14 protein-coding genes and 1 pseudogene are annotated in these 16,330 nt (G+C 65.2%); 9 read left to right on the top strand and 6 right to left on the bottom strand.

Annotated elements, in window-relative coordinates:
* The 7 genes from WC739_RS19145 to WC739_RS19115 form a co-directional block, all read left to right on the top strand.
* Window positions 1–1,418, top strand: a 1,418-nt coding sequence (locus WC739_RS19145; protein WP_372954597.1) for a GtrA family protein, incomplete at its 5' end; no start/stop codon positions are given.
* A gap of 148 nt (window positions 1,419–1,566) precedes the next feature.
* Window positions 1,567–2,916: a putative bifunctional diguanylate cyclase/phosphodiesterase gene (locus WC739_RS19140; RefSeq protein ID WP_372954596.1), complete on the top strand. Its 1,350-nt coding sequence runs from the start codon at window positions 1,567–1,569 to the stop codon at window positions 2,914–2,916.
* A 164-nt stretch (window positions 2,917–3,080) separates the two neighbouring features.
* Window positions 3,081–3,848 (top strand): SDR family NAD(P)-dependent oxidoreductase, encoded by a 768-nt coding sequence (locus WC739_RS19135; protein ID WP_372954595.1) that lies wholly within the window; start codon window positions 3,081–3,083, stop codon window positions 3,846–3,848.
* Window positions 3,845–4,804, top strand: a complete 960-nt coding sequence (locus WC739_RS19130; protein ID WP_372954594.1) for a 2-dehydro-3-deoxygalactonokinase — start codon at window positions 3,845–3,847, stop codon at window positions 4,802–4,804. The genes WC739_RS19135 and WC739_RS19130 overlap by 4 nt, the downstream gene beginning before the upstream one ends.
* Window positions 4,801–5,439 (top strand): 2-dehydro-3-deoxy-6-phosphogalactonate aldolase, encoded by a 639-nt coding sequence (locus WC739_RS19125; protein ID WP_372954593.1) that lies wholly within the window; start codon window positions 4,801–4,803, stop codon window positions 5,437–5,439. Before WC739_RS19130 ends, WC739_RS19125 begins: the two co-directional genes overlap by 4 nt.
* Entirely contained in the window at window positions 5,439–6,320 is an 882-nt protein-coding gene (locus WC739_RS19120; protein ID WP_372954592.1) for an SMP-30/gluconolactonase/LRE family protein, read from the top strand. Before WC739_RS19125 ends, WC739_RS19120 begins: the two co-directional genes overlap by 1 nt.
* Before the next feature lie 133 nt (window positions 6,321–6,453).
* Window positions 6,454–7,509 carry a D-alanine:D-lactate ligase-like protein gene (locus WC739_RS19115; protein WP_372954591.1) on the top strand — a complete coding sequence of 352 codons (1,056 nt, stop codon included), beginning with the start codon at window positions 6,454–6,456 and terminating at the stop codon, window positions 7,507–7,509.
* Here the strand turns inward: WC739_RS19115 and WC739_RS19110 are convergent.
* From WC739_RS19110 to dnaK, 6 genes are all read right to left on the bottom strand, one after another.
* Window positions 7,506–7,793, bottom strand: a complete 288-nt coding sequence (locus WC739_RS19110) for a DUF1330 domain-containing protein (protein WP_372954590.1) — start codon at window positions 7,791–7,793, stop codon at window positions 7,506–7,508. The two genes, WC739_RS19115 and WC739_RS19110, sit on opposite strands and share 4 nt — an antisense overlap.
* A gap of 29 nt (window positions 7,794–7,822) precedes the next feature.
* Window positions 7,823–8,536 carry an orotidine-5'-phosphate decarboxylase gene (gene pyrF / locus WC739_RS19105; RefSeq protein ID WP_372954589.1) on the bottom strand — a complete coding sequence of 238 codons (714 nt, stop codon included), beginning with the start codon at window positions 8,534–8,536 and terminating at the stop codon, window positions 7,823–7,825.
* Entirely contained in the window at window positions 8,533–9,126 is a 594-nt protein-coding gene (locus WC739_RS19100; RefSeq protein ID WP_372954588.1) for an NADPH-dependent FMN reductase, read from the bottom strand. Before WC739_RS19100 ends, pyrF begins: the two co-directional genes overlap by 4 nt.
* An 84-nt stretch (window positions 9,127–9,210) precedes the next feature.
* On the bottom strand, window positions 9,211–9,816 hold the full coding sequence (gene pmtA, locus WC739_RS19095) for a phospholipid N-methyltransferase PmtA (RefSeq protein ID WP_372954587.1): 606 nt from the start codon (window positions 9,814–9,816) through the stop codon (window positions 9,211–9,213).
* 104 nt (window positions 9,817–9,920) lie between these two features.
* Entirely contained in the window at window positions 9,921–11,051 is a 1,131-nt protein-coding gene (gene dnaJ / locus WC739_RS19090; RefSeq protein ID WP_372954586.1) for a molecular chaperone DnaJ, read from the bottom strand.
* A 213-nt stretch (window positions 11,052–11,264) separates the two neighbouring features.
* Window positions 11,265–13,181, bottom strand: a complete 1,917-nt coding sequence (gene dnaK, locus WC739_RS19085; RefSeq protein WP_372954585.1) for a molecular chaperone DnaK — start codon at window positions 13,179–13,181, stop codon at window positions 11,265–11,267.
* Window positions 13,182–13,667: 486 nt separating this feature from the next.
* Between dnaK and WC739_RS19080 the strand changes: the two genes are divergently transcribed.
* Both WC739_RS19080 and WC739_RS19075 read left to right on the top strand, forming a co-directional pair.
* On the top strand, window positions 13,668–15,629 hold the full coding sequence (locus WC739_RS19080) for a hypothetical protein (RefSeq protein WP_372954584.1): 1,962 nt from the start codon (window positions 13,668–13,670) through the stop codon (window positions 15,627–15,629).
* Window positions 15,630–15,639: 10 nt separating this feature from the next.
* Window positions 15,640–16,330: pseudogene (locus WC739_RS19075) on the top strand (hypothetical protein); the annotation flags it as partial.

Raw genomic sequence — 16,330 nt, 5'->3', positions numbered from 1 at the left:
CCGTACGCAGCTTCGCCGGCAAGGACGCCGTGCTGCCGACCGTCGTCATCGGTGCGGCGGCGCTGTATTACCTCGGCATTTTCGCGCCCGGTGCGCTCGATCACCACAATGTCCAGCTGATGCTGACCGTCGCCAGCCTGAGCCTGCTGCTCGAAGCGCCGGTTAACAGGCCCGCGGCATTGCTGTCTGGCCTGTGCGCCGCGCTGACCCTGGCCGTCGGCATGGAGACAGCCCCCTATGTCGCCGCCATCGGTGCCTGCGTGGCGATGCTGTTTGCTTTCGACTGCAACGCCGAGAGGCTGATAGCCAGGGATTTCGGCTTCGGCTTTGCCGGTGTTTCAGCGCTCGTGTTCGTCACCACCATTCAACCGTTGGCCTGGGGCCAGGGACAATGCGACGCGTTCTCGGCTGTGCAGTTCGTCGTGGCCGGCCTTGCCGGAACCGGCCTGGCCGTGATTGCTTCCAGCCGGGCGGCCAGCGGCACGCGGGGCCGACGCCTGCTGTCGCTTGCCCTGCTCGGCTTGGCGCTCGGCGCGGTTCTCCTCGCTCTGTTTCCGCAATGCCTGGCCTCACCCTATGCCGGGCTCGATCAGCGCCTGAAGACTTTGTGGCTCGACCATATCGACGAGGCGCAGTCGCTGTTCCAGCTTGCCGTCCAGGATCCCGCCGAGATGGCGGCGCGCTATGCCACGCCGCTTGTGGCGATCGTGCTGATGGCGTTGCGGCTCGGCCGTGGCGGCTGGCGCCGCCAGGACAGCCTTGTCGCCGTGCTGCTGGCCGTGGCGTTCCTGGTGAGCGCCTGGCAGGTGCGCGGCTCCACATTCTCGATCACATTGGCCGTCATTCCGCTTTCGGCCTGGATCGCCAAATGGCGCAGGCGTGCCGAAGCCAGCCCGTCGCGCGGCTCCGTGCTGCGCATGGCGGCGGCTTGGCTGATCTCGGTCAACGCGGCGTGGTCGGGTGCCGCCGAGGCGGCGTCGGCGGCGCTCGAACGCGGCACGAAAGTCAGCCAGGCCACCGGGATCGATCCGTCCTGCCAAGCCAAGGCCACGTTCGCGGCGCTCGGGCACATGCCAGGCACCACGGTTCTCGCCGTCTCCAATCTGGGAGCGCCGATCCTGGTGTATTCAGGACATCGCGTTTTCGCCGGTCCCTACCATCGCAATGTCGCCGGAAATCTGCTCGCACTCGATGCCTTCCTCGGCTCCGATGCGCAAGCGGGCGCAATCATTCGCGATCATCATGTTGGTCTCGTCGCGGTTTGCCGCGGTAATCCGGAAAGCCAGCTCCTTGGCTTCACGGCGCCAGAAGGTTTTCTGGCCGGCCTGATGCGCGACAATGTGCCGGAATGGCTGGAGCCGGTCGCTGAAACCCGAGGGGCTCCGATCGAGCTCTATCGTGTCCGGACCAGCGGCTGAGAACCTCACGAAAACAAGGGCCTGCCGCACGCGACGGCAGCGCCGAACACGTGCGTTCTCGTCACCGGAAACGCACTCGGGATACGTTTCCTAAACGGTTTGCTGACAGTGTGGGCATAAATTTCGACGTCGTAGAACAGGGACACCGATGCAAACAATGTTTGGCACCGGTCAGGCAGGCAGGGAAAGGACGGATCTGGCCTTTACCGATCCGTTGACCGGCCTTGGCAATCATCGCCGCTTCTTCGACAAGGTCGAGCGCCTGATCAGCGACCGTGCCGACGATCCCGCGCCCTTCACCGTCGGCATCCTCGACCTCGACGGCTTCAAGCCGATCAACGATCTGTTCGGCCACAAGGCCGGCGACGATATCCTGGTCCAGGTCGCGATGCGGTTGCGCGCCTCGATGGACGGCTACTCCACGGTTTGCCGTATCGGCGCCGATGAATTCGCCTTTCTCTATCCGATGGTGTTCAGCGAGGAGGCGGCGGCCGGACAATCCCGCATGTTGACCGAGATTCTGTCGGCCCCCTACGACGTCGGCGAACGCACCGCCAGGCTCTCCGCCTCGGTCGGCTGCTCGCTGTTCTGTTCGGGCGACGAGACCACCGAGATCCTGATCGACAAGGCCGAAACTGCGCTCTACCACGCCAAGCGTTCGGGCCGTGGCCGCGTCGTCGTCTACACGCGCGAGATGGAGGAAGCGGCCAAGCGCGCCACCCGCATCGAGCAGGCGCTACGCCGTGCCGTCTCCGCCGGCGATGTGGAACCGCATTTCCAGCCCATCGTCGATCTCCACACGCGCCGCGCCGTCGGCTTCGAGGCGCTGGCGCGCTGGGCCGATCCGGACTTGGGTTCGGTGACCCCGACGGTCTTCATTCCCATCGCCGAGGAGCGCGGCATCATCGGCCAGCTGTCGCAGCTTGTGCTGCGCAAGGCCACCGAAGCGGCCAGAAGCTGGCCGACGGACCTGTTCCTGTCCTTCAACCTGTCGCCCTCGCAGCTGGTCGACCAGAACACCGGGCCGCACATACTGGCGATCCTCGATCGCACCGGCTTCGATCCGCGCCGGCTCGAGATCGAGATCACCGAGACCGGCCTGATGAACGACCCCGCCTTGGCCGAGAAGACGGTGGAGGACCTGCGCCGCGTCGGCATCCGTGTCGCACTCGACGATTTCGGCACCGGCCAGTCCTCGCTCGGCCGCTTGCGCGAGTTCCATTTCGACAAGCTCAAGATCGATCGCACCTTTGTCTCGTCGATCCTCGACGACCGTCCGTCGGAGCACATCATCCGCGCCATTCTCGCCATGTGCGAGGGGCTCGGCATGGACGTGGTCGCCGAAGGCATCGAACTGGAGGCGCAGGCCGCCCGCCTCATCCAGTTCGGCTGCGCCGGCGGGCAAGGCTATCTGTTCGGCAAGCCAGTCGACGCCGACGCCACGCTTGACTATCTCCGCGACACCTTCCGCGGCGGCTCGCACGCCAGCTCGGTCTGACCGGCAAGCCTGGGCCGTTCCACAAGATCGACGACGCCAGGGACGCGGGTCGAGCGCGGCGCATTGTCGTTTTGCCTGACATAAGCAGCCAAGTCCGAGTTTTCACCCTTGCCCGCGCGACGTCCCTGGCTAGGATGCGCGCCGGTCAAGCGCGGAGAATAGACATGATGCCATCGGCGCATTTTGCCGACCTCGAAGGGGCCTCGGTGCTGATCACCGGCGGCGGCTCCGGAATTGGCGCGGCCCTGACCGAGGGGTTCGTGCGCCAGGGCGCCAATGTCGCCTTCATCGACATCTCCGACGGGCCAAGCATGGTCCTTGCCGACCGCATCGAGAAAGAGTTCGGACGGCGGCCTCTGTACCTGAAGACCGATCTGCGCGATGTCGAGGCCTTGCGGCGGTCGGCGGCCCAGGCGGCGCAGGCGCATGGCGACGTCACCGTGCTCATCAACAACGCCGCCATTGACGATCGCCACACCGTCGAGGATGTGACGGTGGAATTCTGGGACAACAGCCTGGCCATCAATCTGCGGCCGCATTTCTTCACCGCGCAAGCGGTGGCGCCGGGAATGAAGCGGGCCGGCGGCGGCTCGATCATCAACTTCACCTCGACATCCTACCTGATCAACCATCCCGACATGCCGGCCTACACCGCCGCCAAGGCGGGCATCCTCGGCCTGACCAAGGGGCTGGCCGGAAAGCTCGGCGTCGACGGCATCCGCGTCAACGCCATCGCGCCCGGCTGGGTGATCACCGATCGCCAGAGGGAGCTCTGGGTGACCGAACAGTCGCTCGCCGCCCATGTCGCCAAGCAGTGCATCAAGCAGGTGATGCAGCCGGACGATATCGTCGGCACCGTGCTGTTCCTGGCCTCGGACGCTTCGCGCATGCTGACCGCGCAGATGCTGATCGTCGACGGAGGTTTCCTGTGAGCCCAGGGTTTGCCGGCAGTGCGCCAGCGGTCGCGGCCGTCGACTGGGGCACGACCCGCATGCGAGTCTGGCTGATCGACAGAGACGGCAAGGTTCTGGCCGAGCGCCGTGGCGATGATGGCCTGATCACCGCGCAGCAGAAGGGCTTTTCCGTTATTCTCGAGGCTCATCTGGCCGCGCTCGCCGCGCCCGAAACGCTGCCGGTCATCATCTGCGGCATGGCCGGTTCGCGCCAGGGCTGGCTTGAGGCGCCCTATGTCACGGTCCCGGCGCCGCTTCGCGCCATCCTGGCGGGCGCCGCCCCGGTGCCAGGCCAGCGCCGCGACATCCGCATCATTCCAGGCCTGGCCCAGCGCCTCGCCGATGCCCCCGATGTCATACGCGGCGAGGAAACGCAGCTGGCCGGCGCCGGCCTGCCGGCCGCGGGATGCCAGCTGGTCTGCATGCCCGGCACGCATTCGAAATGGGTGCAGGTCGAGGACGGCGCCGTCACCGGCTTCGGCACCTGGCCGACCGGCGAGCTGTTTTCCGTGCTTGCCGCGCACTCGATCCTGCGCCATTCGCTCGGCGAACATCCCAAGCCGGTCGCCGCCGACAATCCGTTTTTCCGCCGCTGGTGCGAAACCGCATTGGCCGAGGGCGGCGATGTCACATCGCGGTTGTTTTCGATTCGCGCCGCCGGCCTGCTTCAGGACTTGAAGGCCGACGATGCGGCTGCCTGCCTGTCCGGCCTGCTGATCGGAGGCGAGATCGCCTCGGCCCGGCGCCGCCATGGCGAGGGGGCGGCGTCCGTGGTGCTGATCGCGTCGGGTGCGCTCGCCCTGCTGTACCAGGCCGCGCTTGGCCTTGCCGGGCTCGACGTGCGCGCTGTCGACGCCGACGAAGCGGTGCGCGCCGGTCTCGTCGAAGCCGCGCGCGAAAACGGCATGATCGCCAGGACCGGAGCAGCCCCATGAATCAGACCGCGCCCTTTCCGAAGCTCAAGCGCGGGCTGGTCGCCATCCTGCGCGGCCTTAAAGCCACCGAGGCGATGGCCATGGGGGAGGCGCTGTTCGACGCCGGCATCGAAGCGATCGAAGTGCCGCTCAACTCGCCCCAGCCATTCTCGTCGATCGCCAGGATTGTCCAGGTGCTGCCGAAAACAGCCCTGGTCGGTGCCGGCACGGTGCTGACGGCAGCCGATGTCGATGGCTTGCACGAGGCCGGCGGACGGCTGCTGGTCAGCCCCAACATCGATGCCGAGGTGATGGCGCGCGCCATGCATCACGGCATGGTGACGATGCCGGGCGTGTTCACGCCGACCGAGGCCTTCCAGGCGATACGGCTCGGCGCGTCGGCATTGAAATTCTTCCCGGCGAGCGTGCTCGGCGCCCCCGGCATTTCCGCGATCCGCGCGGTGCTGCCGCAGCACACGCTGGTCGGTGCGGTCGGCGGCGTTTCGGAGAAGGACTTTGCCGGCTACAAGGCAGTTGGCGTGACGGTCTTCGGTCTCGGCTCCAGCCTGTTCAAGCCGGGCATGGCCGTCGACGAGGTGGCGGCGCGAGCCCAGGCGGCGGTCGCGGCCTGGGATGTGGTGTTCGGAGAAGCATGATGAGCGAAGCGATCGTTTCCGTCTTTTCCGACCATGTCTGCCAGCTCGGCGAGGGGCCGAGCTACGATCCCGCCACCGATACGCTCTACTGGTTCGACATCGTCAACGGACTGCTTCTGGAAAAACGGCTGTCGGGCGGCGCGACCACCGCCCACGAGCTTGGCCGAATGGCCAGCGCCATTGCCATCATCGACGACCGGCGCCAGCTGATCGCCGCCGAGACCGGGCTGTTTGTCCGCGACGTCGCGTCAGGCAAGATGACGCTGCACACGCCGATCGAGGCCGACAATCCGGTCACCCGCTCCAACGACTCGCGCGTCCATCCCTGCGGTGCCCTGTGGACCGGCACCATGGGCAAGAAGGAGGAAAGAGGCGCCGGCGCGATCTACTGGTTCTTCAAAGGCGAATTGCGCAAGCTGTTCGCGGACATCACCGTGTCGAACTCGATCTGCTTTTCGCAGGATGGCGCGCTCGCCCATTACACCGACACGTCGACCGGGCTGCTGATGCGCGTCGACTGCGACCCGGCGACCGGCCTGCCCACCGGAGAGCCGAGGATCTTCGTCGATCACCGTTCGGCCAAGGGCTATATCGACGGTTCGGTTCTCGACCGCGACGGCATCCTGTGGAATGCCTGCTGGGGCGGCAGCGTCGTCGAAGCCTACGGCCCTGACGGCAAACTGGTGCGCACCGTGGCGATGCCGGTGACGCAGCCGTCCTGTCCGGCCTTTGTCGGCAAGAACGCCGACCGGCTGGCGGTCACCTCCGCATGGTCGGGAAAGAGCGAGAAGCAGCGCCTGCAGGACCTGCAGGGCGGCATGACCTTCCTGCTCGATATCCCCGTCAACGGCCGCTTCGAGCCCCGCGTGCTGATCGCCTGAGCAATGTTCGCCTGTCTGGTCTCGGTCAGAGGCCGGCGCTGTCACGCGGGCGTCCAACCGGTGTCGGTTTCGCGGCAGCCTCTATCGCCCGCCATGCGATGGTAGGCGATAAATCCTCCTGGAACATTTGCCGATGACGCGCGAAAGACCGAAGCTGATCCTTGTCCATGAGCCGGAAAAGGCCTGCTTCGACCGTCTGGTCGGCGACGGTCACACGCGGGAGCGCGCCGCCGAGATCGCTTCCTATTTGGCGCAGTCGACCGATATTGCTCCAGACTTTGACGCGCTGGCCGACGCCTGCCTGAAGCGCGGCCTGTCGTTTGCGCCGGTTGAACTGGACGCCGCCGCCAGCGTGCTTGCCGGCGAGCATCCAGGCACGGCGCTGGTCTGGACCCTGACCGACGGCATCGCCTATTTCCGGGGCGGCGCGGCCCCCGCGCTGGCTAGGCTGGGCGGGTTCAAGACCATCGGCGCCGACGATTCGCTGTTCGCGCTCTGCCAGGACAAGTTTCGCTCCGGCGCCGTGCTTGGCGCTCTCGGCCTGCCGGTGCCGCCCGCCGGCCTTGCGCGAAATGGCAAATGGCTGGTCGAACCCCCAGCATCCGCCGCCGGCTGGTTCGTCAAGCCCAACCGGCTCGGCGCCAAGATCGGCATCTGGCCGGATTCGCGCAGCCTTGATCTCGGCCACGCGCTGGAACTCAGCCGGCGCGTCTTCTTGGCCTATGGCGATGATGTCGTCGTCCAGCCCTACGTCGCCGGCCGCAACGTGCGCGCCAGCTTCCTGGGCGTTGCGCCTGGGGCCGGGGTCGAGGCGCTTGGCGTGGCCTTTGTCGATTCGGGCGCCGATTTCCAGACCATGGCCGACAGCCTGGCGCTCTATGGTGAAACCGGCGAAGCGGCGAAGGCGGCGGGGAATTATGCCGAGCCGGAACTCGTTGCCGTGTCCGAAAGCCAGCCGGTCGCAGATGCCAGGATTCGCGCCATCGCCGCCCGGCTGATGGAAGGGCTTGGCCTGCGCGATGTGTTTTCCATCGATCTCAGGGTCGAGGCCGACGACACCGTCCACCTCATCGAGTTCGAGGTCTGCCCCGGCCTGCCCTGCTTCGATTTTCGAGCTTACTGCCGGTCGCAATGGGACCTGGAGCTTGCCGACGCGATGGCCGAGACGGCTGCGACGCGGCTCTTCTAGACTCCCTCGACCAGCACGATCTCGCCATCGGCGACCTTCTGGCGGATGGCGACCGCGCGCTGATATTCCGGCGAGTGGTAGCAGTCATGCGCGACCGCGAGCGATTCGAACTCGATGACGACGTTGCGCGCGCGCCCGGCACCCTCGGCAAGCTCATGCGCACCACCGCGCGCCAGGAACTTCGCGCCAAAGCGGTCGAAGGCCAGCTTCGAGGCGGCGACATAATCCTTGTAGCCTTCGGCGTCGCGCACATCGACACGGGCAATCCAGTATCCTTTGGGCATCTCTTTTCTCCGAAATTGTTCGTGAAACGTCAGGCAGAGCGCATTTCGTCAAGGATTTCTTGGGTAGCGGCGCGGCGGTCGGCGGCACCGATGATCGGCCGCGCAACGACGAGATGGCTGGCGCCGCCGCGGATCGCCTGTGCCGGCGTCATCACGCGCTTCTGGTCGCCATGATCGCTGCCGGCCGGCCGGATCCCGGGCGTCACCACCGCCATGTCGGGTCCGACGATCCGGCGGACCGCTTCCGCTTCCGCGGCCGAGCAGACGATGCCGCCCATCCCGGCATGCAGGGCCTGTTCCGAGCGCCGCAGCACCAGCGTGTGCGGATCATACTCGTAGCCGACATCGATCATGTCCTGCTCGTCCATCGAAGTCAGCACGCTGACCGCGAGCAGGCAAAGACTGCTGCCCCTGGCCGCCTCAACGGCCGCCTGCATCGCCTTCGGATAGGCGTGGATGGTCAGCATGGCCACGCCCATCTTGACGATGTTCTCGACGCCCCTGGCCACGGTGTGGTCGATGTCGAGCAGCTTCATGTCGAGGAACACCTTTGTTCCGCCGCTGGCCAACTCCCTGGCGAAGTCCAGTCCGCCGGCGAAGGCCAGCTGATAGCCGATCTTGTAGAAGGAGACGACGCCGTCGAGGTCGCGCACCACCTGCTCGGCCTCCCTCACGGTGGGGACGTCGAGACCGACGATCAATCGTTCCTGAATGGTTGCCGGATGCACGGCCGCGCCTGTCACGGCTCGGTCCGGGTCGATAGCATGCGCGAGGTCTCGATCAGCGTGCGGCATAGGTGCTCCATCGATTTCAAAAGTCTCTCGTCGCGGAAATTTCCGCTTTCGTCGAAGGCCTCGGCCCCGTCTGGCACGGAGCATTCCGGCGCCACCACCTCCATCTGGCACCGCACCAGCACGGCACGCAGATGGTTGATGCAGCGGATGCCGGCAAAATGTCCGTTGGAAGACGAGCACAGGCCCGCCACCTTGCCGGCAAGCGGCCTGACGGCCCGGCCGCCATCCCGGCGCACCCGGCTCACCCAGTCGATCGTGTTCTTCAAAAGCGGCGGGATGGAGCCGTTATATTCCGGCGTGGCGATCAGCATGCCGTCATGGGCGGCTATCTGGCGGGCAAGTTTCAGCGCGTTTTCGGGAACGCCTTTGTCCCTCTCCAGATCCTCGTCCAGGATCGGCAGCGGATAGTCGGCGAGCGAGATGCGGGTCACCTCAGCGCCTTGCATGGCAAGTTCCTTCTGCGCCACGTCGGCGGTCCTGCCGCTATAGGCGCCCGTCCGGTTCGAGCCGGCGAAAACAAGCAGTCTGGGGATTACCATTGGCCACCCATGTTGCCGGACAGGTACAGCCAAGGTTCGGTCAAATCAACGCCAAGTGATGGCGAACCGTCCCGCGCCAAGGACCTAATGTGCGTCGCGCCGGTAGATCCACAGCTGCGTTGGCGGGATGTTGCGGAAGATGAAATCGAAATGCTTGACCGTGTAGTTGCCGCGGCCGGCAGGGATCGGCGACATCGGGCCATAGGTCAGCTGCACGACCGGTCGTCCCGCCGGGATGCGGTCGAGCAGGCTTTCAATGTAGGCGATGCGTTGGGCGACCGGGAAATTGAGCAGCGGCACGCCGGAGACGACGGAATCGAACATCGTCCCGCTCTTGTCGCCGAGCGTCTTGTCGAGGTTGAAGGCGTCACCCTCGATCACATTGACGCCGGGATAGAGCCGCCGCAGATGGTGCACGAAATCGGACGAGTATTCGACTGCGTAGAGGTTCTCGGGCCGCACGCCCTGCGCCAGGATCGCGCGGGTGATGACGCCGGTGCCGGGACCGACCTCCAGCACCGGCAGGCCGGATTTAGGATTGACGATCGAGGCCATCTTGCGGGCGGTGATCGAACTGGTCGGCACGATCGAGCCGACGGCCTTCGGCTTATCGATCCAGCCCTTGAAGAATTTGAGTTCGTCGTCGAACTTTTCCGCAAGCGTCTTCCGCAGTCCGTGACTACGTGTCATGCAAGCTCTCCTCGGCTGCGCCCCGCAGGCTACTTAACATCAGGGCGTCACAAGGCAAAGCCGCAATGCCGATGTCCGCAACCCGCTGCGGATTTCGACATCGATCAACGCTCGCCGAAGGACTCGAAAAAATCCTTCATGCGGGTGAAGAAGCCGCTCGATTGGGGCGAATTGTCCTGCGAGGAGAGCTGCTCGAACTCCTCCAGCAATTCGCGCTGCCGGCGCGAAAGGTTCTGCGGCGTCTCCACAGCGGTCTGGATGTAGAGGTCGCCGATATTGGGCTGGCGTAACACCGGCATGCCCTTGCCCTTGAGGCGGAACTGCCGGCCGTTCTGGGTGCCTTCCGGCACCTTCACCTTGCTCTGTGTGCCGTCCAGCGTCGTCACCTCGAAGGAACCGCCAAGAGCGGCTGTCGTCATGGAGATCGGCACCTTGCAGTACAAGTCGGCGCCGTCGCGCTGGAAGAACTCGTGCGGCTTGACCGCCAGGAAAATGTAGAGGTCGCCCGACGGCCCGCCGCGCAGGCCGGCCTCGCCCTCATTGGCAAGCCGGATGCGGGTGCCGTCCTCGATGCCGGCCGGAATGTTGACCGACAGCGAGCGCTCCTCGGTGACGCGGCCCTGGCCTGCGCATTTCGGGCAGGGATCCTTGATCGTCTGGCCGCGCCCCTGGCATTGCGGGCAGGTGCGCTCGATCGAGAAGAAGCCTTGCGTGGCACGCACCTTGCCGTGGCCGTTGCACATCGAGCAGGTCGCCGGCTGGGTGCCCGGCTTGGCGCCGGTGCCCGAGCATTCCGAGCAGGAGATCGAAGCCGGCACGCGGATCTGCGCGGTCTTGCCGGCGAACGCCTCCTCAAGCGTGATTTCCATATTGTAGCGCAGATCGGCGCCGCGTTCGCGGCCGCCCGTCGAGCGGCGCTGGCGCCCGCCCATCATGTCGCCGAAAATGTCCTCGAAGATGTCGGCAAAACCGCCGGCGCCGAAGCCCTGCGCACCGCCATTCATGCCGCCCTGCTCGAAGGCGGCGTGGCCGAAGCGGTCATAGGCGGCGCGCTTCTGCGGGTCCTTCAGCGTCTCGTAGGCTTCGTTGATTTCCTTGAACTTGTGCTCGCAGGAATGGTCGCCGGGATTGCGATCGGGATGGAACTGCATGGCGAGCTTGCGAAAAGCGCTCTTCAGCTCCTTCTCGTCCGCGCCTTTCTGGACGCCCAGCGTTTCGTAGAAATCAGCTTTCATCTTTTCCCGCTGTCCGGATGCCCAACGCCTTGAAGTATTGTGTGCGTCTTTTGCCGGCGTTGCCGTTTCGATTTAGGTGTGATGAAACCGGGATGCCAGTATCAATGCGGGGTTGCCCGCGTTTTTTCGGTATTGTCCGGTGTTTTTTCGCAAGGGGTTGCAAAAAAGCCCGGCTGTGCGCCGGGCTTTTCGCATGATGTTGCCGTCAGCCGGTCAGGCCGACTTCTTCTTGTCGTCGTCCTCGTCGATTTCCTCGAAATCGGCGTCGACCACGTCGCTGTCCTTGGCCGCGTCCGCCTTGGCGTCGGCTTCCGCCGCTTCCTTCTGCGAGGCCTCGTACATGGCCTGGCCGAGCTTCATCGAAGCTTCGGCGAGAGCCTGCGACTTGGCCTCGATGACGGCCGCGTCATCGCCTTCGGTGGCGGTCTTCAACGCCGCGATCGCGTCGGCGATAGCCGTGCGGTCGGCGTCCGAGACCTTGTCGCCATAGTCCTTCAGCGACTTCTCCGAGGAATGCAGCAGCGCTTCCGCCTGGTTGCGGGCCTCGACCAACGCACGCCGCTTCTTGTCGGTCTCGGCGTTGGCCTCGGCATCCTTGACCATCTTCTCGATGTCGGCGTCCGAAAGACCACCCGATGCCTGGATGCGGATCTGGTGCTCCTTGCCGGTGCCCTTGTCCTTGGCCGAGACGTTGACGATGCCGTTGGCGTCGATGTCGAAGGTGACCTCGATCTGCGGCACGCCACGCGGAGCCGGCGGAATGCCGACCAGGTCGAACTGGCCAAGCGCCTTGTTGTCGGCGGCCATTTCACGTTCGCCCTGGAAGACCCGGATGGTCACGGCCGACTGCGAATCCTCGGCGGTCGAGAACACCTGGCTCTTCTTGGTCGGGATCGTCGTGTTGCGCTCGATCAGCCGCGTGAACACACCACCCAGCGTCTCGATGCCGAGCGACAGCGGCGTCACGTCGAGCAGCAGCACGTCCTTGACATCGCCCTGCAGCACGCCGGCCTGGATGGCGGCGCCGAGAGCGACGACCTCATCCGGGTTGACGCCCTTGTGCGGCTCCTTGCCGAAGAACTGCTTCACGATCTCCTGGATCTTGGGCATGCGGGTCATGCCGCCGACCAGGACCACTTCGTCGATCTCGCCAGCCTTCAGCCCGGCATCCTTGAGCGCGGCCTTGCAGGGGTCGATGGTGCGCTGGACGAGATCCTCGACAAGGCTCTCGAACTTCGCCCGCGTCAGCTTCAGCGTCAGGTGCTTCGGCCCGGTCGCATCGGCGGTGATGAAGGGCAGGTTGATCTCGGTCTGGGTCGTCGACGACAGCTCGATCTTGGCCTTTTCAGCCGCCTCCTTGAGGCGCTGCAGGGCAAGCTTGTCGTTCTTCAGGTCGATGCCCTGTTCCTTCTTGAACTCGGCCGCCAGATATTCGACCAGGCGCATGTCGAAATCCTCGCCGCCGAGGAAGGTGTCGCCATTGGTCGACTTCACCTCGAACACGCCGTCGCCGATCTCGAGCACCGAAATGTCGAACGTGCCGCCGCCAAGGTCATAGACGGCGATGGTCTTGCCTTCCTTCTTGTCGAGGCCATAGGCGAGTGCCGCGGCCGTCGGCTCGTTGATGATGCGCAGCACCTCGAGGCCGGCGATCTTGCCGGCGTCCTTGGTGGCCTGGCGCTGGGCGTCGTTGAAATAGGCCGGAACGGTGATGACCGCCTTGTCGACCTTCTCGCCGAGATAGGCTTCCGCCGTCTCCTTCATCTTCTGCAGGATCATGGCCGAGATCTGCGACGGCGACTGCTTCTTGCCGCCGGCTTCGACCCAGGCGTCGCCATTGTCGCCGTTGACGATCTTGTAGGGGACAAGCTTCTTGTCCTTCTCCGTGACCGGATCGTCATAGCGGCGGCCGATCAGGCGCTTGACCGCGAAGATGGTGTTTTCAGGGTTGGTGACTGCCTGGCGCTTGGCCGGCTGTCCGACGAGACGCTCGCCATCGCCGCTGATGGCGACGATGGAAGGCGTCGTGCGCGCGCCTTCCGCATTCTCGATCACCTTCGGCTCCTTGCCGTCCATGATGGCGATGCAGGAGTTGGTTGTGCCGAGATCGATACCGATTACTTTTGCCATTTTTCTAGTCTCTCCGCTAAGCAGGCTCTCAGGACCCGTACAGGCGTTCCGACGAGAGCCCCTGTTCACAAGAAAATCCGTTCCGGCTACCAGCATTCCGGCTCCGAACGGCTTGGCGCGTATATAAGAACAGGCTTCATCGGGCGCAAGCTTCCGCGCAAGGCTTATGAACCTTTCCACCTCCGCCCGCGACTGAAATCCAGGCGCCGCGTGGTGCGGCCCGGAAAGGAAGTCCCCATGACCAGCAACCCAGAGGCTACTACGTCTCCGGGAGCAGCAGCAGCCCGGCGTGATCACCGTTTCAGGGACGGGGTCGACGCGCTGGGCTTCCCGCGGCTTCCGTTGACCCTGCGCCGGAGCAGGCGTATCGTGACTGTGAGGAAAGCAGACAATTCGATCAGGGAAGAACGAGCCGGAACGCCGCGCCTTGCCCTGATTTGCGCGGCAACGCCGGACGTTGCTCCCGTCGACTACGGGGGTAGGGTCATGTCTCGCATCCGCGGCTCGTTCGCATCGTCTCTCTGTGGCCATTTGCGCCGCACCGCTTATGCCGGTAGCGGGTTGCTGGCCCTCGCACTTGCCGCCGGCCTGTGGCTTGCCGGTACTGCCCAGGCACAGGACACCCAGATCATCTATCCCGGCTCGATGGCGGTCACCGGCTTTCCCGGGACGGTTATTCCCAATTTGGATGAGGGCCTGCCGCCCGGCGTCGATCCGGTCGACGAAACCTTCATCGACACCGCGCACGCCACCTTGCGGGTGTTCGACGTCTCGCATCTCGGCGGGCCGGCCTCGGGCCAGCTCGTCTCCACGCCGCCGCCTTTCGAGGTTACGGCCGGCCAGATCGGCCAGGTTTTCGGCGTCACCTATGATGACGGCGTGCGCGACGGCGTTCCGTCGGGCGTGCCCAATCTCTACGCCGGCGCCACCTCGCTGCATGGCATCCGCATCGTCACGCCCGACGCCGACAGTGACGGCAGGCCGGAACGGCAGCGCCGCGGCACATCGGGCGCCACCTTCATGGAGGGCCAGTTCGGCACCGAGAACGGCGGCGGCCCGGGCACGATCTGGAAGATCGACGGCATCACCGGCCAGGTCGCCAAATTCGCCGACATCGACACCAACAGCGGCCCCGGCATCGGCAATCTCACCTTCGATCCCAGCCACCGCCAGTTCTTCGCCTCCGATCTCGATACCGGCCTCATCCATCGCATCGACGCCGAGGGCAGGCTGATCGAAAGCTTCGACCATGGCGTTGCCGGACGCCCGGCCCATGGAGTGTCACCGGTCGCCGATGATGGTTCGGTGATGGACATACAGGGCGCCGCCTTCGACAGCGAAGACCCGGAAAGCTGGGGCTACACGCAGGACGAGCGCCGCGTCTGGGCCGTGTCCTATCATGGCGGCCGGCTCTATTATTCGGTCGCCGAAAAGTCGGAGATCTGGTCGGTGGGCATTGCCCGCGACGGCGGCTTCGCCGGCGACCCGCGCTGGGAACTGACGGTCAAGGCCGACAAGGACTACGCCGTCACCGACATCGCCTTCGACAACAGCGGCTTCATGTACCTGGCGCAGCGCGGCCCCGTCGAGAACCGCTACGACTACAGCCAGTTCGCCGATTCCGGCAAGGGCGAGGTCATCCGCTATTTCCGCGAGAACCCTGACGATCCGGAGACGGAATCGATCTGGGTGGAAGCGCCGCAGGAATACGCGGTCGGCTTCACCCAAGGCAACAGGCAGTCAGCCGGCGGCCTCGACCTGCAATATGGCTATGACGCGGAGGGCAATCTCGACACCTCGGCCTGCACCCAGACGCTGGTCAACACCGGCGACAAATTGCGCGACAACCCGACGCTCGCCGAGCAACTCGCCGCCGGCGGGCCGCTCGCCGTGCATGGCGTGCAGATCACGTCCAGGGACCTGGTCAAGCCTGCCAACGTGCCGCCCTTCGGCTCCTGGTTCGTCGACTTCGACGGCTATTTCGAGGATCCCGAGGTGGAAGGCCATGTCGGCGACGTTGCCGTCTGGCACCCTTGCGAGGGCCGCGCCGGCTACTATGAGGAAATCCCGGGCGGCTACCTGCCACCCTTCTACCCGCCGGACTTCCCACCGCCCGGCAACCTGTCCCCGTGTCTCGATGTCGAGGATATCAGGTATTTCTGCACGCCTTCCGGCCTCGAGGCGGATCTCTATCTCCATGACCATGCCGGCTTCGGCGGCGATTCGATCAAGGTCCAGTCCAGGACGCCAGGGGTCGGGGTAGCCACTCCGCGGTCGCATGCGCCGGGCAAGCCGTACACGATCGATATCACCGGCCACTATCCGGGCGACAGAGTGGATGTTGGGCTTTGCTTCTACAGGAAGTCCGACAAGGACAAGGGTGGCTACTACCCTTGCTGCAAGATGACCTTGCCGCTCCGCACCCCAGCCGTCAGCTGCGAACGTTGAGGAGGGGAAGATGACACATCTCGCACTCTCCCCGCTCGCGGAAAACAACCGAACCGACAAGCAGTCAACCGTCATGGAGACGATCATGAAACCCCTGTCATACGCCAGGCGCGGCGCGCGCTGGCTGATGGCGGCCGGTATCGCGGTCGCTCTCGCGCCCGCATCGCCGGCTTTCGCCGCCCAGAATATCCAGGCGACCAAGGACATCCAGGCCACCAGTCCGGATGTGCAACCCTTCCAGCTCGACAACCCCCGCATCATCAATCCGGAACCCGGGCGCGTTGTGCCGTTCTTCACCAAGAAGGGTGGCCAGCGCGGCTGCGACTATGTCGAGTACGTCCTCAGTTTCGGCCTGCGCGGCAATCCGCAGAGCCTTGCCGCCCCGACCCTCGGCGCGACGCTCAAGGCCTTGAAGCTGGAATTCAGGGACCAGCTCCCGCATGGCCTCCAAATCGTCAACGTCCAGGTCGCCGGCGACGGCACCGACGCGGCCGGCGGCCCCTTGCCGAGTACAGTCATCAGCAACTCGGCCGGTCCGAACGACACCGCAACGGTTTCCGATTTCCGGGTTTCCGCCTCCGACCTGGACGGTTCGGGCGAACTGAATGAACGCATCATCACTTTTCGCATCACCGCCAGGATCGACCATGCGGCATTCCCTGCGCCGGCAATGGTCGACAACCAGGGCCTGATCAAGGTGA

The organism is Mesorhizobium sp. (genome assembly GCF_041661565.1).
Classification (GTDB): domain Bacteria; phylum Pseudomonadota; class Alphaproteobacteria; order Rhizobiales; family Rhizobiaceae; genus Mesorhizobium.
The sequence above is the reverse complement of the archived record's forward strand: the minus strand, read 5'-3'. Positions and strand labels throughout refer to the sequence as shown.